At 68.1% G+C, this 20,015-nt stretch carries 13 protein-coding genes; 7 read left to right on the forward strand and 6 right to left on the reverse strand.

Annotation, left to right across the window (positions count from 1 at the left end):
- Position 1 precedes the first annotated feature (1 nt).
- The 3 genes from ACI1V7_RS17430 to ACI1V7_RS17440 are packed head-to-tail and all read right to left on the reverse strand — an operon-like array spanning position 2 to position 3,250.
- Positions 2-946 carry a carbohydrate kinase family protein gene (locus ACI1V7_RS17430; protein ID WP_404533062.1) on the reverse strand — a complete coding sequence of 315 codons (945 nt, stop codon included), beginning with the start codon at positions 944-946 and terminating at the stop codon, positions 2-4.
- Positions 943-2,154, reverse strand: a complete 1,212-nt coding sequence (locus tag ACI1V7_RS17435) for an AGE family epimerase/isomerase (RefSeq protein ID WP_404533063.1) — start codon at positions 2,152-2,154, stop codon at positions 943-945. Before ACI1V7_RS17435 ends, ACI1V7_RS17430 begins: the two co-directional genes overlap by 4 nt.
- Before the next feature lie 46 nt (positions 2,155-2,200).
- On the reverse strand, positions 2,201-3,250 hold the full coding sequence (locus tag ACI1V7_RS17440) for a LacI family DNA-binding transcriptional regulator (RefSeq protein ID WP_404533064.1): 1,050 nt from the start codon (positions 3,248-3,250) through the stop codon (positions 2,201-2,203).
- 365 nt (positions 3,251-3,615) lie between these two features.
- Here ACI1V7_RS17440 and ACI1V7_RS17445 point away from each other — a divergent pair, with 365 nt between their 5' ends.
- The 3 genes from ACI1V7_RS17445 to ACI1V7_RS17455 all read left to right on the forward strand — a co-directional run bounded on the left by ACI1V7_RS17445 (position 3,616) and on the right by ACI1V7_RS17455 (position 8,581).
- Positions 3,616-4,914, forward strand: coding sequence for a sugar MFS transporter (locus ACI1V7_RS17445; RefSeq protein ID WP_404533065.1), 1,299 nt, complete (start codon positions 3,616-3,618; stop codon positions 4,912-4,914).
- An 81-nt stretch (positions 4,915-4,995) separates the two neighbouring features.
- A complete protein-coding gene (locus ACI1V7_RS17450; protein WP_404533066.1) occupies positions 4,996-7,236 on the forward strand; it encodes a beta-glucosidase in 2,241 nt (746 codons plus the stop codon).
- A gap of 10 nt (positions 7,237-7,246) precedes the next feature.
- Entirely contained in the window at positions 7,247-8,581 is a 1,335-nt protein-coding gene (locus ACI1V7_RS17455) for a glycoside hydrolase 5 family protein (protein WP_404533067.1), read from the forward strand.
- Between the two features lie 3 nt (positions 8,582-8,584).
- On the opposite strand, the gene ACI1V7_RS17460 is transcribed toward ACI1V7_RS17455, so the two are convergent.
- Positions 8,585-9,085, reverse strand: coding sequence for an Lrp/AsnC family transcriptional regulator (locus ACI1V7_RS17460; RefSeq protein ID WP_290415230.1), 501 nt, complete (start codon positions 9,083-9,085; stop codon positions 8,585-8,587).
- Between the two features lie 168 nt (positions 9,086-9,253).
- On the opposite strand from ACI1V7_RS17460, the gene ACI1V7_RS17465 reads away from it, so the two are divergent.
- The 4 genes from ACI1V7_RS17465 to ACI1V7_RS17480 all read left to right on the forward strand — a co-directional run bounded on the left by ACI1V7_RS17465 (position 9,254) and on the right by ACI1V7_RS17480 (position 17,697).
- The gene (locus ACI1V7_RS17465; RefSeq protein WP_404533068.1) at positions 9,254-12,829 is read left to right on the forward strand and encodes an indolepyruvate ferredoxin oxidoreductase family protein; all 3,576 of its coding nucleotides are present in this window, start codon (positions 9,254-9,256) and stop codon (positions 12,827-12,829) included.
- A gap of 183 nt (positions 12,830-13,012) precedes the next feature.
- Positions 13,013-14,593: a S41 family peptidase gene (locus ACI1V7_RS17470; protein ID WP_404533069.1), complete on the forward strand. Its 1,581-nt coding sequence runs from the start codon at positions 13,013-13,015 to the stop codon at positions 14,591-14,593.
- 191 nt (positions 14,594-14,784) lie between these two features.
- A complete protein-coding gene (locus tag ACI1V7_RS17475; RefSeq protein ID WP_404533070.1) occupies positions 14,785-16,545 on the forward strand; it encodes a M14 family metallopeptidase in 1,761 nt (586 codons plus the stop codon).
- A gap of 237 nt (positions 16,546-16,782) precedes the next feature.
- Positions 16,783-17,697, forward strand: a complete 915-nt coding sequence (locus tag ACI1V7_RS17480; RefSeq protein WP_404533071.1) for a glycosyltransferase family protein — start codon at positions 16,783-16,785, stop codon at positions 17,695-17,697.
- Positions 17,698-17,740: 43 nt separating this feature from the next.
- Here the strand turns inward: ACI1V7_RS17480 and ACI1V7_RS17485 are convergent, their stop codons facing one another.
- Both ACI1V7_RS17485 and ACI1V7_RS17490 read right to left on the reverse strand, forming a co-directional pair.
- Positions 17,741-18,463, reverse strand: coding sequence for a YjjG family noncanonical pyrimidine nucleotidase (locus ACI1V7_RS17485; RefSeq protein WP_404533072.1), 723 nt, complete (start codon positions 18,461-18,463; stop codon positions 17,741-17,743).
- A gap of 15 nt (positions 18,464-18,478) precedes the next feature.
- The gene (locus ACI1V7_RS17490; RefSeq protein WP_404533073.1) at positions 18,479-19,771 is read right to left on the reverse strand and encodes a sugar MFS transporter; all 1,293 of its coding nucleotides are present in this window, start codon (positions 19,769-19,771) and stop codon (positions 18,479-18,481) included.
- Positions 19,772-20,015: the final 244 nt, after the last annotated feature.

The following is a 20,015-nucleotide window of genomic DNA, read 5'->3' on the forward strand; positions in this document are numbered from 1 at the left end:
GTCAGCCGGCGCGCCGTCCCGCATCCATGCCGGCCAGCAGGCCGTCGATGACCGCCAGCGCCGGCGGCGTCGCCCCTGCGGCCAGGCAGGCCGCGGCGCCCGCCGCGACCGCGAAGCGCAGGTGCGCCAGGCCGTCGCGCTGCGGGGCGTGCAGCATGCTCCAGGCCAGCGCCGCGATGCTGGCGTCGCCCGCGCCGACGGTATCGACCGGCGTGATGACGGGCGCCGCCACTTCCCACGCGGCGTCCTTCCAGTGCAGCGACGCGCCCTGCGCGCCCTTGGTGTACAGGTAGCAGGCGTCCGGGTTCCAGGCGCGCAGCCGGGCGAAGGCGGCGTCCAGGTCCTGGGTGCGCAGCAGGCCGGCCAGGTCTTCCTCCGACACCTTCACCACGTCGGCCAGCGCCGTCATGCGCGCCAGCGTGGCGTCGTACTCCTCGTCCATGATGGCGCGGAAGTTCGGGTCGTAGCTGATGCGCACGCCGCGCGACTTGAGCGCCTCGGCCAGCGCCACCAGCTTGCCGGCCAGCGGCTGGCGCGCCAGGCTGATGCCGCCGAAATGGGCCCAGCGGCACGCCCCGTCCCAGCCGGGCGGCAGCAGCGCCGCATCGAAGTGCAGGTCGGCGCTGTCGTCGCCGACGAAGAAATAGCTGGGCGGGTCGAGCCGGTGCACGATCGCCAGCAGCGGCGATTTGTCCAGGCGCTGGACGAAGCGCGGGTCGAGCCCCGCATCCAGGCTGGCCTGCCATAGCTGCTCGCCGAACACGTCGCGGCTGATGGCGCCGGCGAATGCGCTCGGCGTCCCCAGCGCGGCCATCGCGCGCGCCACGTTCCAGGTCGAGCCGCCCGTGATGCTGGTCCAGCGCGTCGCGCTGGCATCCGTGACGATCATGTCGGTCAGGGCTTCGCCGGCGGCGACGAAGACGGGGAAATCCCGGGCCGCCATCATGCCTTCTCCAGCACCGTCAGGACTTCGTAGCAGGCGCCCATCGTGTGGTAGTCGACCTTGCCGGCCGGGCTCTTCTCGTCCGTCAGCTTGTCGTTGGCCGGGCCGAGGATGCGGTACCAGGCGCCGTGCTCGTGGTCGACGAAGTGCTCCCAGCTGTAGGCCCAGATGCGGTCGTACCAGTCCCAGTAGGCCTGCTCGCCCGTGCGCGCCCCCAGCAGGGCTGCGGCGGCCAGGCTTTCGGCCTGCACCCAGAAGTACTTGTCGGCGTCGCATACGCCGCCGTCCGGCGCGAAGCCGTAGACGATGCCGCCGTGCTCCGGGTCCCAGGCGCGCGACAGCGCGGCGTCGAACAAATCCCTGGCGCGCGGCAGCAGCCAGTCGGACGGGCCGGCCAGGTGCGCCTTGTGGCGTTCCATGATCAGCAGCAGCTTGGCCCATTCGGTCAGGTGGCCCGGCTGGTAGCCCCAGGGACGGAAGATGTTGGTCTTGTCGTCGCGGTTGTAGTCCGGGTCGACGCTCCAGTCGCTGCGGTAGTGTTCCCACACCAGGTTGCCGTACAGGGCGGCCTGGCGCACCGTGATGTTGCGGGCCAGCGTCTCGGCGCGGTGCAGGTAGCGCACGTTGCCGGTGGCGTCGAAGGCCGCCAGCATCGCCTCGCAGGCATGCATGTTGGCGTTCTGGCCGCGGTAGCCGTCCAGCTTCGACCAGTCGCCGCTGGCCTCGTCCGCGTACAGGCCGTGGGCGGGTTCCCAGAAGCGCTGCTCCATCAATGCATAGGTCTCTTCCAGCCATAGGCGCGCCTCGTCCACGCCGGCCATCAGGGCATGCGCATAGGCCAGCAGCACGAAGGCCAGGCCGTAGCAGTGGTTGGTGTCGTCGAGGACCTTCTTTTCTCCCGCGTTCCAGTCCAGCATCCAGGCGTAGCCGCCGGTGGCCGGGTTGCGGTGCGCCTCGCGCAGGAAGCGCAGCCCGTGCTGCAGGCGCTCTCGGTCGGCCGCTTCGCCGAACTGGCGCGCGGCCATCGCGAAGTTGAACACGAACCGGGTGCTGCTCACCAGGTGGCGCGTGCGCGCGTCGTAGACCGTGCCGTCGTCCTTGTAGAAGTGGTAGAAGCCGCCGCTCGGGTCGACGCAGCGCGGATCGTAGAAGCTGCGGGTATGGCGGATGTGCTGCAGCAGCACGGCGCGGGAATGGAAGTCGGGTAGCATCGTGGGTCGTGGATCCTTTGGTGGGAGCCGGCGGGCGCCGGCGCGCTCAGCGGCGCGTGCGGTAGTCGTCGCAGACCGTGCTGGCGCGCACGATCAGTTCGACGGGGGAGACTTTCTCGAGCGGCGGTTCCTGCACCCCGCGCAGCAGCAGCTCGACGCCCAGCGCACCCAGCTCCTTCTTGTCGATGCGCAGCGTGGTCAGGGGACGGTGGCCCAGCACCGCGCTCGAGATGTCGTCGAAGCCGACGATGGACACGTCGTGGGGCACGGTCAGGCCCTGCGCCAGGCAGCAGCGCATGGCGACGAGGGCGGCGGCGTCGTTGTAGCAGAACACGGCGTCGGGCGGATGGGGCAGGGCGAGCAGCTGCTGCATCGCCTCGTAGGTGGCGGTCTCGAGGTCGACGCCGTCGGCCAGGCACACGTCCAGGCGCGGGTCGGCCAGGATGCCGGCCTCGAACAGCGCCTGGCGGTAGCCGCGGTTGCGCTCGCGCACGCTGTAGTGGCTCAAGGGGCCGGAGATCATGGCGATGCGTTCGCGTCCGAGGCCCAGCAGGTGGCGGGTGGCGAGGTAGCCGCCCATGTGGTTGTCCGGGTTCACGGAACTGTAGCCGCGCAGCTTCATGTCGATCAGCACCAGCGGCTTGCCGGTCGCGCGCAGCGCTTCCAGCAGTTCCGGCTCGAAGAAGCCGGCGCACACGATGGCGTCCGGCGCGTGCATGCGCAGCTGTTCGTTGACGCCGTCGGCCGGTCCCACCGCCATGAAGGACAGCACGATGCCCTGCTTGCGGCAGGCTTCCTCGGCGCCGTGCAGCACGGGAGAGTAGAACGGGCTGCTGGCGGCCGTGTTGTGCTGGCGGTGCAGCAGGAAGGTCAGGCGGCGGATGCGCTTGCGGCGCAGCTTGCAGAAATCGTAGCCCAGTTCGTGCGCCGCCGACAGCACCATCCGGCGCGTGCTTTCGGTCAGGCCGGGCTCGTTCTTCAGGGCCCGCGAAATGGTGCCGGTCGAGACGCCGGCGTACTTGGCCAGGTCGCGGATGGTGACCGGGGAAGGGCTGCTGCCCGTCGTGGCAGCGGCGTGCTGGGTATCTGGACTCACGCTGTCTCCAAGATTGGTGCGAATGGTACGAATGGTGAGGATGGTGCGGACGCCGGCGGCGTCATGGTTGCGAAGGAGTCTTGCATAGCGACATGGGCCGGTCAAACACGGGGCGGCACTTGCGCACGAGTTTAGCCGGCTTTACTAAACAGCCCAATGCAGATTATATTGTCGACAAAAGAAATCGATTTCATGAGCGATCGCGCCAGGCGCGGTGCTTGTTTAGCGGGTATCGCTAAACAGCCCTGGGCCGCCGTGTGCCGGGTTTGACCCTGCATGACCCGTTCGGCACAATGAATTACTATGAAAAAGTTGACGCATAGCCAGCGGATTCCCCGGGGCGGCGCTCGATTTGGAGACTTTGCATGGAACGTGTTTCACCACCGCTGCAGCAGGGCGCGCTCGCGTCCGGGCAGCACGCAGCACCTGCCGGCGGCACTACCTTCCCCCTTACCGTCGTCACCATCCTGTTCTTCATGTGGGGTCTGTTGACTTCACTGAACGATGTCCTGATTCCGCACCTGAAAGCCGTCTACACGCTGAACTACCTGCAGGCGATGCTGGTGCAGTTCTGCTTCTTCGGCGCCTACTTCATCGTGTCGCTGCCGGCCGGCATGCTGATCCGCCGCATCGGCTACAAGCACGGCGCCGTCGCCGGCCTGACCATCGCCGCCTGCGGCTGCGCGCTGTTCTACCCGGCCGCCACCAGCGGCTACGGCCTGTTCCTGTTCGCCTTCTTCGTGCTGGCGGGCGGGATCACCGTGCTGCAAGTCGCCGCCAATCCCTACGTCACCGTGCTCGGTTCCCCGGCTACCGCGTCGAGCCGCCTGAACCTGACGCAGGCCTTCAACTCGCTCGGCACGACGCTGGCGCCGGCCCTGGGCGGCCTGCTGATCCTGTCCGGCACCGTGCTGGGCGCCGCCGAACTGGCCAAGCTGCCGGCCGCCCAGCAGGCAGCCTACAAGGCGCAGGAAGCGGCCGCCGTCCAGGGCCCCTACCTGGCGCTGGCCGCCGCGCTGCTGATCCTGGCCGTGCTGTTCGCCATCGTGCGCCTGCCGGCGATCCGCGAAGAGCAGGCTACCACCAGCGTGTCCGACTCGCTGTGGCGCCACAAGCACCTGGTGCTGGGCGCGGTCGGCATCTTCGTCTACGTGGGCGCCGAGGTCAGCATCGGCAGCTTCCTGATCAACTTCATCGGTGAACCGACCATCGCCGGCCTGTCGCATGCCGACGCTGCGCTGTACGTGACGTATTACTGGGGCGGCGCCATGGTCGGCCGCTTCATCGGTTCGGCCGTCATGCGCCGCGTGAGCCCGGGCCGCGCGCTGGCGTTCAACGCGCTGGCAGCGATCGTGCTGGTGCTGGCCGCCACCTTCGGCCACGGCCGCACCGCCATGTGGGCGCTGCTGGCGGTCGGCCTGTGCAACTCGATCATGTTCCCGACCATCTTCAGCATGGCGCTGCACCGCCTCGGCCCCCTGACGGGCCAGGGTTCGGGCGTGCTGTGCATGGCCATCGTCGGCGGCGCCCTGGTGCCCTTCGTGCAGGGCGCCGTGGCCGACGCCGTCGGCCTGCAGCCGTCCTTCCTGGTGCCGGTTGCCTGCTACGCCTTCATCCTGTACTTCGGCATGAAGTACGCCCGCCTGTACGCCGACAAGGCTTGACCGTTCCACCGCCGCGGCCCCGTGCCGCGGCGTGCCGCTTCACCCATACCAACCACAAATAAAGAGAGAGAGGGACATCCCATGCGTCTTCGCCACCTGACCATCGTCGCTGCGCTTGCCGCCGTGTTTCCCGCCGCCGTCCTGGCGGCCGCGCCCGAACCGGCCGAGCCCGCGCAGAAACCCTGGCTGGACCGTTCGCTGAGCGCCGACCAGCGCGCCAAGCTGGCGGTGCAGGCGATGACGCAAAAGGAAAAGCTGCGCTGGGTGTTCGCCTATTTCGGCCACGATTTCGCTGGCAAGAAGAAGATCGAGGAAGCGCTGCCGCAATCGGCCGGCTACATCCCGGGCACGCCGCGCCTCGGCCTGCCGGCGCTGTTCGAGACCGATGCCGGCATCGGCGTCGCCTCGCAGAGCGGACCGAACGTGCGCGAACGCACCGCGCTGCCGTCCGGGATCACGACGGCCGCCACCTGGGACCCGAAGGTCGCCTACGCGGGCGGCGCGATGATCGGCTCGGAAGCGCGCGCTTCCGGCTTCAACGTGATGCTGGCGGGCGGCGTGAACCTGATGCGCGAGCCGCGCAACGGCCGCAACTTCGAATACGCGGGCGAGGATCCGCTGCTGGCCGGCGTCATGGTCGGCAATGCGATCAAGGGCATCGAATCGAACAACGTGATCTCGACGCTGAAGCACTTCGCCCTCAACGACCAGGAAACGGGTCGCAACGAACTCGACGCCCGCATCGACAAGGCGGCGCTGCGCATGTCCGACCTGCTGGCGATGGAATTCGCGTTCGAGGTGTCCGACGCCGGCTCCGTCATGTGCGCCTACAACCGCGTCAACGGCCCGTACGCCTGCGAGAACAGCTACCTGCTGAACGACGTGCTGAAACGCGACTGGGGCTACCCGGGCTTCGTGATGTCCGACTGGGGCGCCACGCACAGCACGGTGAACGCCGCCAACAACGGCCTGGACCAGCAGTCCGGCCACGAATTCGACAAGTCCCCGTACTTCGCCGGCGCGCTGGAAGAAGCCATCAAGACGGGCGCCGTGCCGCAGGCGCGCCTGGACGACATGGCCTACCGCATCGTGCGCGCCATGTTCGCCAAGGGCGTGGTCGACAATCCGCTCAAGAAGGACGTGGCGATCGACTTCGCGAAGAACGGCGCCGTCAGCCGCGTCACGGCGGAAGAGGGCATGGTGCTGCTGAAGAACGAGGGCCGCGCGCTGCCGCTGGCCAAGGACGTGCGTACCATCGCCATCATCGGCGGCCATGCCGACGTGGGCGTGCTGTCGGGCGGCGGTTCGTCGCAGGTCTATCCGCGCGGCGGCATGGCCGTCAAGGGCCTGAAGCCGGACGTCTGGCCGGGCCCCGTCGTCTACTACCCGTCCTCGCCGCTGCGCGCCATCCAGGCGCAGGCGCCGAACGCCAAGGTCGTGTACGACGACGGCACCGACCCCGCCCGCGCCGCCAAGGTGGCCGCGCAGGCCGACGTGGCCCTCGTGTTCGCGACCCAGTGGATCGGCGAGGCGAACGATGCGCAGACGCTGGCGCTGCCGGACAGGCAGGATGACCTGATCGCCTCGGTGGCCGGCGCCAACAAGCGCACCGTCGTCGTGCTGGAAAACGGCGGCCCCGTCGCCATGCCGTGGCTGGCCCGGGTGCCGGCCGTGCTGGAAGCCTGGTATCCGGGCACCAGCGGCGGCGAGGCGATCGCCAACGTGCTGTTCGGCGCCGTCAATCCGTCCGGCCACCTGCCGGCCACGTTCCCGGTGTCCGAGCAGCAGCTGCCGCGCCCGAAACTGGACGGCGACCCGAAGGTGCCGGAACTGCAGTTCCACATCGACTACACCGAGGGCGCCGCCGTCGGCTACAAATGGTTCGACCTGAAGGGCCACAAGCCGCTGTTCCCGTTCGGCCACGGCCTGTCCTACACCACCTTCTCGTATTCGGGCCTGTCGAGCCAGATGAAGGATGGCCGCCTGCATGTGCGCTTCAAGGTCACGAATACCGGCAACGTGGCCGGCAAGGACGTGCCGCAGGTGTACGTGTCGCCGCTCGCCGCCAAGTGGGAGGCGCCCAAGCGCCTGGCCGGCTGGGACAAGGTGGCGCTGCAGCCGGGCGAGTCGAAGGACGTCGAGGTAACCGTGGAACCGCGCCTGCTGGGCATGTTCGACGAAGCCTCGCGCACCTGGCGCATCGCCAAGGGTAAATACAAGCTGATGCTGGCCGAGGATGCGTCCGGCGCCAACGCGACCAGCGTGACGGTCGACGTGCCGGCGGCAACCCTCGACGTGCGCGGCCGTCCGCAGAAGCGCTGAGGAGCGGTTGATGGAGCGCCGCACCGTCCTGCAGGCCGCCGGTGCGGCTGCCGGTTTGGCCGCCTTGGTGGCCGGTGCACCGGCCTTCGCCGGCACGCCGGGTGACGACTTCGTCACCGTGCAGGATGGCCGCCTGGTGCGCCGCGGCCGCCCCTACCGGGTCGCGGGCACGAACCTGTGGTACGGCGCCTGGCTCGGCGCGCCGTCCGGCGGCGTCCGGCGCCGGCGGCTGGTCGCGGAACTGGACCGCCTGCAAGCGCTGGGCATCAACAACCTGCGCGTGCTGGCCGTGGCGGAAAAGACGGCGATGAAGAGCGCCGTCAGGCCGGCCACCGTCACGGCGCCGGGCGTCTACGACGAAGACCTGCTGCGCGGGCTGGACTTCCTGATGGCGCAAGCGGCGCGGCGCGGCATGACCGTCGTCCTGTACCTGAACAATTTCTGGCAGTGGTCGGGCGGCTTCACCCAGTACCTGAACTGGTTCCAGGGCACGCCCGCCCACGACCCCAACGTGACGAAGGCCTACGAGCGCTTCATGGACGAGAACGCGCGCTTCTACACGGATGCGCGGGCCCAGGAAGCCTACCGTGAGGTCATCGCGCGCATCGTCCGGCGCCGCAACACGGTGACGGGAACATCGTACGCGGACGATCCGGCCATCCTGTCCTGGCAGCTCGCCAACGAACCGAGACCGGGCAGCGGCAAGGCGACGCCGGCGCAGAAGCAGGCATACGCGGCATGGATCGCCGCCACCGCGAAACACCTCCGTGCGCTCGACGGCCGCCACCTGGTCAGCAGCGGCAGCGAGGGCCTGGCCGGCTCGGCGCGCGACGCCCAATTGTTCCTCGACGCCCACCGCACGCCGGACATCGGCTACCTGACCTGTCACCTGTGGCCCGCCAACTGGGGCTGGTTCGACCCGAAGCGGCCGGACGCCACCTGGAACGGGATGATGGACAGGAGCCGCGACTACCTGAACGTCCACGTCGATCATGCGAAGACGCTGGGCAAGCCCATCGTGCTGGAGGAATTCGGCCTGAACCGCGATGGCGGATCGTTCGACGTGAAAGCGCCGACGACGGCGCGCGACCGCTTCTACGACGCCGTGTTCAGGACGCTGGAAGCGCGTGCCCAGGCGGGCGACCCCGTCGCCGGCTGGAATTTCTGGGCCTGGGGCGGGGCCGGCCGCGCCGGCCATCCGGATCACTGGTGGCGGCCGGGCGACGACTTCGTCGGCGACCCGCCGCAGGAAGAGCAGGGCCTGTACGCCGTGTTCGACGCCGACGCGTCCACGCTGGACGTCATCGGCGCGGCGGCGCGGCGCCTGCAGGAGATCGAACGATAGTGATCAGACGATGGGCAGCGCCGTCGTTTCCTTGATGCGCTGCAGGGCGAAGCTGGACTTCACGTCCAGCACGGCCGGGTGGCGCAGCAGCGTCGCCATCATGAAGCGCGAGAAGTGTTCCATGTCTTCCACGTGCACGCGCAGCAGGAAGTCCATCTCCCCCGTCATCGCATAGCAGTCGACCACTTCCGGCCACGCCGCCACCGCCTCGGCGAAGGCGAAGCGCGGCGAGGTCGCCGGGATGCGCGCATTGGGGGCGCCTTCGCTGTGTTTTTCCAGGCGCACGTTCACATAGGCCAGCAGGCCCAGGCCCAGCTTGTCCGGGTCGAGCAGGGCCACGTACTGCTTGATCACGCCCGCCTCTTCCAGGCGCTTGATGCGGCGCAGGCAGGGCGAGGGCGACAGACTGACTTTTTCGGCAACATCCTGGTTCGACAGGCGGCCATCTTCTTGCAAGATCGCAAGAATCTTGCGGTCCGTTTTATCCAGCTCGATTTTTGACATGAGGTTCCTCGGCAATCGCGTATATCGCAATTTTATTGCGCAATCTGCTCGGCGGGGGGAATCGATTGAAATTTAATGTCGGCGGGTGAGGTCTATACTGGCTCAAAACCGACGCGGGCCGAGCCACACCGAGCCAACGCGCGACCACCACCACAATTGGAGACAAGCATGAACGCCCCCCTGGACCGCAGCCAGCTGGAGCCGGCGCAGCCATCGCCCGCGCACGACATCACCCTCGACGACAAATGGACGCTGGAACGCGGCCGCGCCTTCATGACGGGCACGCAGGCCTTGATCCGCCTGCCGATGCTGCAGCGCGAGCGCGACCTGAAGGCGGGCCTGAACACGGCGGGCTACATCACCGGCTACCGCGGCTCGCCCGTCACCCAGGTCGACCAGACGGCGTGGAAGGCGAAGCAGCACCTGGACGCGCACCACGTGCACTTCCACCCCGGCATGAACGAGGACCTGGCCGCGACCGCCGTGTGGGGCACGCAGCAGACCAACCTGTTCGAAGGGGCCAAGTACGACGGCGTGTTCTCCATGTGGTACGGCAAGGGCCCGGGCGTGGACCGCTGCGGCGACGTCTTCAAGCACGGCAACAACGCGGGCTCCGCGAAGCACGGCGGCGTGATCGTGCTGGCCGGCGACGACCATGCGGCCAAGTCCTCGTCCACCGCGCACCAGTCGGACCACATGCTGCAGCACGTGGGCATCCCCGTGCTGTATCCGTCGTCGGTGCAGGAATACATCGACTACGGCCTGCATGCCTGGGCCATGAGCCGCTACAGCGGCCTGTGGGTGTCGATGAAGTGCGTGACCGACATCATCGAGTCGGGCGCCGTCGTCGACCTCGACCCGGACCGCGTGCAGATCGTCACCCCCACCGACTTCGTCATGCCGCCGGGCGGCCTGAACATCCGTTGGCCGGACGCCGTGCTGGACCAGGAAGTCCGGATGAACAACTACAAGTGGTACGCCGCGCTGGCCTACGCGCGCGCCAACAAGTTGAACCGCATCGTCTGGGACAGCCCGAACCCGAAGATCGGCATCATCACCGCGGGTAAAAGCTACCTCGACACGCGCCAGGCGCTGGCCGACCTGGGCATCGACGAGCAGGCCGCGCGCGAGATCGGCCTGCGCGTCTACAAGGTCGGCATGACCTGGCCGCTGGATTCGATCGGCGTGCACGAATTCGCGCGCGGCCTGGACGAGATCCTCGTGGTCGAGGAAAAGCGCCAGGTGCTCGAATACGCGCTGAAGGAAGAGCTGTACAACCTGCCGGACGGCGAGCGCCCCCGCGTGGTGGGCAAGTTCGACGACACCGGGGAATGGAGCCTGGACAGCCGTTCCGGCCGCGGCGACTGGCTGCTGCCCGGCACCTACGAACTGAACCCGGCACGCATCGCGCGCGCGATCGCCTCGCGCATCTCGCACTACTGCGCCGGCCATCCGGTGGCGCAGCGCGTCAAGGAACGCATCGCCTTCCTCGAGAAGAAGGAGCTGGTGCTGCAGGCCATCCCGGCCAAGGCCAATCCGGAGACGGACCGCATCCCGTATTTCTGCTCCGGCTGCCCGCACAACAGCTCGACCAAGGTGCCGGAAGGCTCGCGCGCCATGGCCGGCATCGGCTGCCACTACATGGTGCTGTGGATGGACCGCGAGACGTCGACCTTCACCCACATGGGCGCGGAAGGGACGACCTGGATCGGCCAGGCCCCGTTCACCGACGAGAAGCACGTGTTCGCCAACCTGGGCGACGGCACCTATTTCCACTCGGGCGTGCTGGCGATCCGCGCCTCGGTCGCCGCCAAGGTCAACATCACTTATAAAATCCTGTACAACGACGCCGTCGCCATGACGGGCGGCCAGACCCACGACGGTCCGCTCGATCCGGCCAAGATCAGCCGCCAGCTCGCGGCCGAAGGCGTCAAGCCGATCATCGTCGTCACCGACGAACCGGAAAAATACCCGGCCGATTATCCGTGGGCGGAAGGCGTCACGGTGCGCCACCGCGCCGAGCTGATGGACGTGCAGCGCGAGCTGCGCGAGATGCCGGGCGTCTCGGCCATGATCTACGACCAGACCTGCGCGTCCGAGAAGCGCCGCCGCCGCAAGAAGGGCAGCTATCCGGACCCGGCCAAGCGCGCCGTGATCAACGAAGCCGTGTGCGAAGGCTGCGGCGACTGCTCGAAGCAGTCGAACTGCCTGTCGGTGGAGCCGCTGGAGACGGAACTGGGCCGCAAGCGCCAGATCAACCAGTCCTCGTGCAACAAGGACTTCTCCTGCGTGACGGGGTTCTGCCCCAGCTTCGTCACCGTCGAAGGCGGCGGCCTGAAGAAGCCGAAGAAGGCGGCTACCGGCGCGCAGTCTCCCGATGCTGCTCCCCCGGTGCTGCCGATGCCGCAGATCCCGTCGACGTCGACCCCGTTCGGCATCCTCGTCACGGGCATCGGCGGCACGGGCGTCGTCACCGTGGGCCAGATCCTGGCGATGGCCGCCCACGTCGAGAACAAGGGCGCGCTGGTGCTGGACATGAGCGGCCTGGCGCAGAAGGGCGGCCCCGTGATGTCGCACGTGCGCCTGGCCGACCGCCAGTCGGACCTGCACTCGACCCGGGTGGGCACGGGCAACGCCGACCTCGTGATCGGCTGCGACCAGATCGTCACCGCCAGCCGCGACGCGCTGTCGCGCATGGGAGAGGGCCGCACCTGGGCCGCCGTGAACGGCAGCGGCGCCACCACGGCCGCCTTCATCAAGAACCCGGACTGGCAATTCCCGGCCGAAGGTTCGCGCGGCGCCATCGTGCAGGCCTGCGGCGAAGGCAACGTGGACTTCATCGACGCCGGCCACATCGCCACCACGCTGATGGGCGACGCCATCGCCACCAATATGTTCATGCTCGGCTACGCGTTCCAGAAAGGCCACGTGCCGCTGCAGGCTGCCTCGATCATGAAGGCGATCGAGCTGAATGCCGTGTCGGTCGGCTTCAACAAGGCCGCGTTCGAGTGGGGCCGCACGGCCGCGCACGACCTGCCGTCCGTACTCAAGCTGACGACGCCCGCCAAGGTCGTCGAGTTCAAGCGCGCGCCCTCGCTGGCCGACCTGGTCGAGCGCCGCGTCGAACTGTTGACGGCCTACCAGAACGCCGACTATGCGCGCACCTACCGCGACTTCGTCGACGGGGTTCGCGCGGCCGAGGAAAAGCTGGGCAAGGGCACGCGCCTCACGGAAGCCGTCGCGCGCAACCTGCACAAGCTGATGGCCTACAAGGACGAGTACGAGGTCGCGCGCCTGTACACGGATCCGGCCTTCATGCAGAAGATCGGCGCCATGTTCGAGGGCGACGTCACGCTGAAATTCCACCTGGCGCCGCCGCTGTTCGCCAGGAAGGACAAGGACGGCCACCTGGTCAAGCAGGAATTCGGCCCGTGGATGATGAAGGCCTTCGGCGTGTTGTCGAAGCTGAAAGGCTTGCGCGGCACGGCGCTCGACCCGTTCGGCCGCACCGAGGAGCGCCGCACGGAACGCGCGCTGATCCAGGAGTACCGCCGCACGATCGAGGCGCTGCTGCCCAGGCTGACGGCCGAGAACCTGGCCCAGGCCGTGGCGATCGCAGCGATCCCGGAAGACATCCGCGGCTTCGGCCACGTCAAGGAGCGCAACCTGCAGGCGGCCAAGCGCAAGGAGGCGGGGCTGGTGGCGGCGTTCCACGATGCAGGAAGCGCCTCGCGCGCCGCGTGACGCGTCGCCCCTGCGCAGGCAGGGTCCAATTTTGTCGTCGCCGTCGCACGGCGACATTGGGCCCCTGCCTGTGCAGGGGCGACGGCGCCTCGGAGAGCGTCCTTATGTGCGCTAACGTGTCTCATCTTTCCAACGGCTACATTTAGTTTTATTTAGCCAGGGTCGATGTCTATAATCGACCGCATGACTTCGCTTTCCGCTCCCTTCGCCCGCGCGGCCGGCCTGGCCGTTTCCCTCGTCGTCGCGACGTCGATGCTGTCCGCCTGCGGCGGGGGCGGCGGCGATCCGACCCGGTTCACGTCCGATACGGGCGCAAATTCCGGCGCAACGACGCCGGTCACGCCCACGAATCCGACCACCCCCACGACCCCCACGACGCCGGCCGCGACCCCGGACCCGATCCCGGCCGACTTCATGAGTTACCAGAACCTGTGCGCCGTCCCGCGCACGGGCGTCGACACCTACGGCACCCCGTTCCCCGACCGCCAGGGCACGATGCAGGACGAAATGAAATTCCTGCGCGGCTGGGCCGACCGCTACTACCTCTGGTACGACGAAATACCGGCGACCGTCCGCATGGCCGACTACACGAACGTGCTCGACTATTTCGGCGCCCTGAAGACGCCGGCCGTGACGGCATCGGGCAAGCCCAAGGACAGGTTCCACTTCACCTACACGACGGCCGAGTGGGACGCAATGAACACGGCCGGCGAGGAAGTCGGCTACGGCCTGACCTGGTCGACCAGTTCGTCGAAGGCGCCGCGCACCTGGCTGGCCGCCATCGTCGAACCGGGTTCGCCGGCCGCGCAGGCAGGCCTGCAGCGGGGCGACATGCTGACCGCCGTGGACGGCACCGACTTCGTCAATACCAGCAGCCGCGAGGGCGTCGACAAGCTCAACGCGGGCCTGTTCCCAGCCGGCGCCGGCGAGCGGCATACCCTCACCGTGCAGCGCAGCGGCAACACGATCGCGGTGACGATGGATGCGGCGGTGGTCGCCAGCAGCTCGGTGAAGAACACCAAGGTGATCGACACGCCGACGGGCAGGGTCGGCTACCTGACCTTCGACGACCACAACGCCGTCGCCGAGAAACAGCTGATCGACGCGTTCACGCAGCTGAAGGCGCAGAACGTCAGCGACCTCGTGATCGACATGCGCTACAACGGCGGCGGCCTGCTGTACATCGCCAGCGAACTGGCCTACATGGTCGCGGGGCCGGCATCGAACGGCCAGACCTTCGAGCGCCTCAGCTATAACGACAAGACGGCGCCGGAAGCGCCGATCCCGTTCCGCAATACCGCCTACGGCTTCCCCGCGCCGAACCCGGCCCCGGCCGGCCAGGCGCTGCCCTACCTGGGCCTGAAGCACGTCACCGTGCTGGCGACGGCAGACACCTGCTCGGCCAGCGAAGCCGTGATCAACGGCCTGCGCGGCATCGACGTGCAGGTCGACGTGATCGGCGGCCAGACCTGCGGCAAGCCCTACGGCTTCACCCCGGTCGACAACTGCGGCACGACGTATTTCTCGATCGAGTTCGCGGGGGTCAATGCGAAGGGATTCGGCGACTTTGCCGACGGCTTCGCCCCCACCTGCATGGTGGCCGACGACCTGTCGCGCGCCGTGGGCGACCCGGCCGAAGGCATGCTGGCGGCGGCGCTGGCCTACCGCGCCAGCGGCACCTGCCCGACCTCGCGCGCGAAGATGGTGGCGATGAAGCTGGCCAGGCCGCAGGCGAAGGAGATCGCGGTGCTGCCGCGGCGCTGATGCCGCACGCAACGCTGATCGACGTCGCCCCTGCGCAGGCAGGGGCCCAATATGGCGAGCGTGCCGTCTGCGTATGAAAAATTGGATCCCTGCCTGCGCAGGGACGACGTTGGTGAATTGATCGGTATTTCCACGCGCACCACGTCTATAATTTCCAGCTTAAAACTTTCCCAACCCTGCTGGAGTGTTAGATGATTCGTTCCGCGTTGCTGGCCGCCCTGCTGGCTGCCGTTCCCCTGGTCCACGCCGCACCCGACCTCGTCACCGTATCCGAACGCTCGGGCTTCACGGCCACGGGCCGCTATGACGAAGTCGTCAAGCTGTGCAGCGCCTTCCAGCAGGCGTATCCGAAGCAGGTCAAGTGCTTCCAGTTCGGTACCACGCCGGAAGGGCGGCCGATGCTGGCGCTGGCCGTGAATGCCAACGGCGTGGTCACTGCCGATGCCGCGCGCAAGGCGAAGCTGCCGGTGACGCTGATCCAGGGCGGCATCCACGCGGGCGAGATCGACGGCAAGGATGCCGGCTTCCTGGCCCTGCGCGAGATGCTCGAGGGCCGCCTGGCCAAGGGTGCGCTGGCCAAGCAGGTGCTGCTGTTCGTCCCCGTGTTCAACGTCGACGGCCACGAGCGCTTCGCCAAGTGGAACCGCCCGAACCAGCGCGGCCCCGTCGAAATGGGCTGGCGCACCACGGCCCAGAACTTCAACCTGAACCGCGACTACGTGAAGGCCGACGCGCCCGAGATGCAGGCCATGCTGGGGCTGGTGAACGCTTGGGATCCGCTGACCTACGTCGACCTGCACGTGACCGACGGCGCCATGTTCCAGCACGACGTCTCGATCCAGGTCGAGCCCGTGTATTCGGGCGATCCGGAATTCCGCAAGGCGGGGCTGGCGCTGCGCGGCGGCGTCATCGCCGACATCACCAAGGAAGGCTCGTCGCCGCAGTCCTACTACATGTCGTTCAAGGAGACCGATGATCCGGCCTCGGGCTTCGTGGACAGCGTGTCCGAGCCGCGCTTCTCGACCGGCTACTTCCAGCTGCGCAACCGCATGGCGATGCTGGTCGAGACCCATTCGTGGAAGGATTATCCGACCCGCGTGCGCGTGACCCACAATTCCTTCGTCTCCGTGCTGGAACAGGTGGCGCGCCACGGCAAGGAATGGCAGCAGGCCGCGGCGGAGGCGGATGCGCGCGCCATGCGCATCGCCGGCCAGCCGGTGGCGCTGACCTACAAAACCACCGACAAGTCGACCATGGTCGATTTCCAGGGCTATGCCTATACGCGCACGATGTCCGACGTGTCCGGCATGCTGATGACGCGCTACGACGAAACCAAGCCGCAAGTCTGGCACGTGCCGCTGCGCGAGGAAGTGGTCGAGGACCTGCGCGTGGACGCGCCGCGCGCCGGCTACGTGGTGCCGGCCGCGTTCGCCCAGATCGTCGCCACCAAGCTGACCCAGCACGGCATCACCTACCGCCGCATCGACAAGGCGGTCGAGGGCGCGCCCGTGCAGACCTTCCGCGCCGACAAGGCGACCTTCGCGCCGGTCTCGTTCGAATCTCACCAGCGCCTGGAAGTGACGGGCGGCTGGAAGCCGGAACCGCGCAACCTGGCCAAGGGCGCGCTGTTCGTGCCGATCGCCCAGCCGAAGGCGCGCCTGGTGATGGCCATCTTCGAGCCGCAGGCGCCGGACTCGCTGCTGGCCTGGGGCATCTTCAACAATGCCTTCGAGCGCAAGGAATACATGGAAGAGTACGTGGCCGAGGACGTCGCGCGCGAGCAGATGGCCAGGGATCCGGCGCTGGCCGCCGAATTCCGCCGCAAGGTCGAGAGCGATGCCGCCTTCGCCAAGAACCCGCATGCGCGCCTGGAGTTCTTTGCGCGCCGCCACGCTTCCTGGGACGAGCGGCTGAACCTGTATCCGGTGATGCGTACCGATACGGCGCTGTAAACCGACGTCGTCCCCGCGCAGGCGGGGACCCAAGTTGCAAGCAAACCGCAGTGCGTGCAAAAATCGGGTCCCCGCCTGCGCGGGGACGGCGACGTAGCTGATCCCGCGCAAATCTCATCCATTTCGCTGCAACCTCCGCATCGCCACACGATCTGATTGCATGTACGCCTTTGCAAACAGGAGGAGTCATGCAGCCCATCTTGCAGCGAACATCGGCCCACGGCAGTCGTCGGCATCATGCGCGCTACCGACATTGATGCCAGCTGCGGCATCCTCTGCGGCGGTGCGCCCCCGGCGCACATCGAACGCCTGCTGCAAAGCCTCGCCGCCAGCCGTCCTCGGCTGGCGGTCTACCTGATCGGTCCACCCGGCCAGCCCGTACTCACCGCACTCGCCGGGCGCTACGGTGTCCGCTACCTGGACGCACCCTTGCACCTGGGCCGGGGTCATGCGCGCAACCTGTCGCTGCGCGCCGCGCTCGCCGCCGGCCACCATTACCACTTCCTGTTCACGCCCGACGTCGGGCTGCCGCTCGATGCCGTCGGCAAGCTGCTGGCCTGGATCGATGCGCATCCGGACGTCGGCCTGCTGGCGCCGCGCATCCGTCATCCGGACGGGCGCCTGCAGCCCCTGTGCAGCCTGCTGCCCGGGCCGCTCGACGTGCTGCTGCGCGCCTGCGCCCCGCTGCTGTACCGCTCCAGCGGCGCCCAGGCGCGTTTCGAGCTGCATGCGGGCGGTTACCGCCACGTGATGGACACACCCGTGCTGCCCGCCTGCTGCCTGCTCGTGCGTACCGCGGCCGTGGAGCGCGCCGGCCTGTGCGACGAGCGCCTGCTGCGCGGCTTCGACACCGTCGACCTGGCGCGCCGCGTGGCGCCGCATGCGCGCTGCGTGTTCGTGCCGCAGGTGGGCGTGGTGCGCGACCCGTTACGCGACCCGGACCGCGCCGGCCTGCGCGCGGGGTGCCACTACGCCATCTCGGCGCTGCGCTACTTCGGCAAATGGGGATGGTGGCGCGACGAGGAGCGCGAGCGCGTCAATGCGCGCACGCTGCGTGCGCTCGATATCGCGGGCAAGACGGTGCGGGCAAGTCGGTGCGCGACGTGGAGCGAAAAAGCGCCGGCGCCGCGATGGCGGCTGGACGAGACGTGATCCGGTAACACGCAGGGTTGGTACTACGTGCCCACTCTACCCGTCAGGCAGGGGACCCTGCGTCGGCAAGCTTGCGCAGGGCCGGCACGACGTCGTGCAGCGTCGCCACTTCGAACGTCGGCAGCGCCTCCGAGGTATTCGCGAGGCCGCCCGGGTTGAACCAGCAGCTGTCGATGCCGAAGCGGTTGGCGCCGAGGATGTCGGCATCCAGGCGGTCGCCGACGATGATGGTCTCGTGCTGGCGGAACGCGCGCGCCAGCTTGACGGTGTAGTCGAAGAAGCGGCTGTCCGGCTTGGCGAAGCCGCAGGCTTCCGAGGTGGCGACGAAGGACACGTGCGCACCCAGGTTCGACGCGGCGATGCGGCGGTTCTGGATCGTGTCCACGCCGTTGGTGATGATGCCGACCTCGCCGATGGCGGACAAGGTTTCGCACAGCTGCACGGCGCCGTCGACGAGGACGACGGTGTCGGCCAGCGCCTCCAGGTACAGGCTGCTGGCCGCCTGCGCATCGAGGTCCAGGCCGTGCGCGGCGAAGGCCTGGCGGAAGCGCTCGACCTTCAGGAATTCCTTCGAGACGGTGCCCTGCTCGAAGCTGCGCCACAACGCCGTGTTGATCGCCTGGTAGCGGACGAACAGGGCGTCCAGGTCCTCATGCGTCCCGCGCGCCCCGAGCGCCTGCAGCGTGCGCGCGAACGACAGGCGTTCGGACGCACGGAAGTCGAGCAGCGTGTCGTCCAGGTCGAACAGGAACAGGCGATGCTTCATGGCCGCGTCGGCCCTTTAGCAGCGTTGCAGCGGCCTGCGCGCATACCAGCCGAACACGAGGATCAGCAGGTAGCAGACGGCCGGCACCGCCAGCGACATGCGCAGGCCCGCCACGTCGGCCGCATAGCCGGTGATCAGGGGGACGACGGCGCCGCCGACGATGGCCATGCAGATCAGGCCCGAGCCTTCGGCCGCGCGCTCGCCCAGGCCTTCGGAGGCCAGCGTGAAGATGGTCGGGAACATGATCGAATTGACGAGGCCGATGGCCAGCAGCGACCAGCCCGATACGGCGCCCGTGCCGGTGGCGGACACCAGCAGCAGCACGGCGGCGATGCCGCCCGCGCCCGCCAGCACCTTGCCCGGCGAGCACACGCGCAGCACGTAGGCGCCGAGGAAGCGGCCGACCATCGCGCCGCCCCAGTACAGCGGCACGTGCTTGCCGGCCGCTTCCTGGCCCAGGCCCAGCACGTCGTGCTGCATCAGGTAATTGACGATGATGGAACCGACCGCCACTTCCGCGCCCACGTACAGGAAGATGCACAGGGCGCCGAAGGCGAAGCGCGGCTGCTTGAGCAGGTCGAACGCGCCCCAGATGCTGCCCTCGGGGCTCGTGTGCTCGACCAGCTTGTTGCGGTTCAGCCAGACCATGACGGCAACGACGGCCAGCGCGATCGCCAGGCCGATATAGGTGTGCACGACGACCTGGCTCTCGGCCGCGCGGTAGGCGGCGAGGGCCGCGGCGTCCAGCGTCGACTGGTCGACCTGGGCGAGCGAACCCAGGATGACGATGGCGCCCACGTAGGGGAAGACGGTGGTGCCGAGCGAGTTGAAGGCCTGGGCGAAAGTCAGGCGGCTCGACGCCGTGGCGGGCGCGCCCAGCATCGAGATCAGCGGGTTGGCCACCACCTGCACGATGGTGATGCCGGCCGCCAGCACGAACAGCGCCGCCAGGAAGGTGGCGAACAGGCCGGACGCGGCCGCGGGAATGAACAGCAGGCAGCCGACCGTCATGGTCAGCAGGCCGACGACGGCCGTGCGCATGTAGCCGGCGCGGCGCACGATGGCGGCGGCGGGCAGCGAGACGATGAAGTAGGCGGCGAAGAAGGCGGACTGCACCAGCATCGCCTGGGCATAGGACAGCGTGAACAAGTCCTTCAGCTTCGGGATGATGACGTCGTTCAGGCTGGTGATGCCGCCGAAGATGAAGAACAGGGCGAAGACGAAGACGCGCAGGCTGGCCATATTGGCGGTCGACTGTGCGGGGGCGGTGCCGGACTGGGCAGCACCTGCGGAAGGGCCGATTTGCATGGGAAAAGTCTTGGTGGATCAATACGCCCGGCCATACCGCTTGCCGGAAAAGCCGGACTATACCACCGCTTGAGCGGATGCATGATTTCCCGTTGTGCGGGTGACAACAGGATGCAGGCGAGTCATGCGTCTACGCCCGTCGTCCCTGCACCATACACACGTCGTCCCTGCGGAGGCAGGGACCCAATTTCTGTGAGCGTGATCGATCTGCATGCAAAAATTAGGCCCCTGCCTGCGCAGGGAC

It is taken from the genome of Massilia paldalensis, assembly GCF_044901715.1.
Classification (GTDB): Bacteria; Pseudomonadota; Gammaproteobacteria; order Burkholderiales; family Burkholderiaceae_D; genus Telluria; species Telluria paldalensis.

Coding starts and splice junctions, on each gene's coding strand:
- ACI1V7_RS17430 (WP_404533062.1), bottom strand. CDS start 946: ATGATGGCGGCCCGGGATTTCCCCGTCTTCGTCGCCGCCGGCGAAGCC.
- ACI1V7_RS17435 (WP_404533063.1), bottom strand. CDS start 2,154: ATGCTACCCGACTTCCATTCCCGCGCCGTGCTGCTGCAGCACATCCGC.
- ACI1V7_RS17445 (WP_404533065.1), top strand. CDS start 3,616: ATGGAACGTGTTTCACCACCGCTGCAGCAGGGCGCGCTCGCGTCCGGG.
- ACI1V7_RS17450 (WP_404533066.1), top strand. CDS start 4,996: ATGCGTCTTCGCCACCTGACCATCGTCGCTGCGCTTGCCGCCGTGTTT.
- ACI1V7_RS17455 (WP_404533067.1), top strand. CDS start 7,247: ATGGAGCGCCGCACCGTCCTGCAGGCCGCCGGTGCGGCTGCCGGTTTG.
- ACI1V7_RS17460 (WP_290415230.1), bottom strand. CDS start 9,085: ATGTCAAAAATCGAGCTGGATAAAACGGACCGCAAGATTCTTGCGATC.
- ACI1V7_RS17465 (WP_404533068.1), top strand. CDS start 9,254: ATGAACGCCCCCCTGGACCGCAGCCAGCTGGAGCCGGCGCAGCCATCG.
- ACI1V7_RS17470 (WP_404533069.1), top strand. CDS start 13,013: ATGACTTCGCTTTCCGCTCCCTTCGCCCGCGCGGCCGGCCTGGCCGTT.
- ACI1V7_RS17475 (WP_404533070.1), top strand. CDS start 14,785: ATGATTCGTTCCGCGTTGCTGGCCGCCCTGCTGGCTGCCGTTCCCCTG.
- ACI1V7_RS17480 (WP_404533071.1), top strand. CDS start 16,783: ATGCGCGCTACCGACATTGATGCCAGCTGCGGCATCCTCTGCGGCGGT.
- ACI1V7_RS17485 (WP_404533072.1), bottom strand. CDS start 18,463: ATGAAGCATCGCCTGTTCCTGTTCGACCTGGACGACACGCTGCTCGAC.
- ACI1V7_RS17490 (WP_404533073.1), bottom strand. CDS start 19,771: ATGCAAATCGGCCCTTCCGCAGGTGCTGCCCAGTCCGGCACCGCCCCC.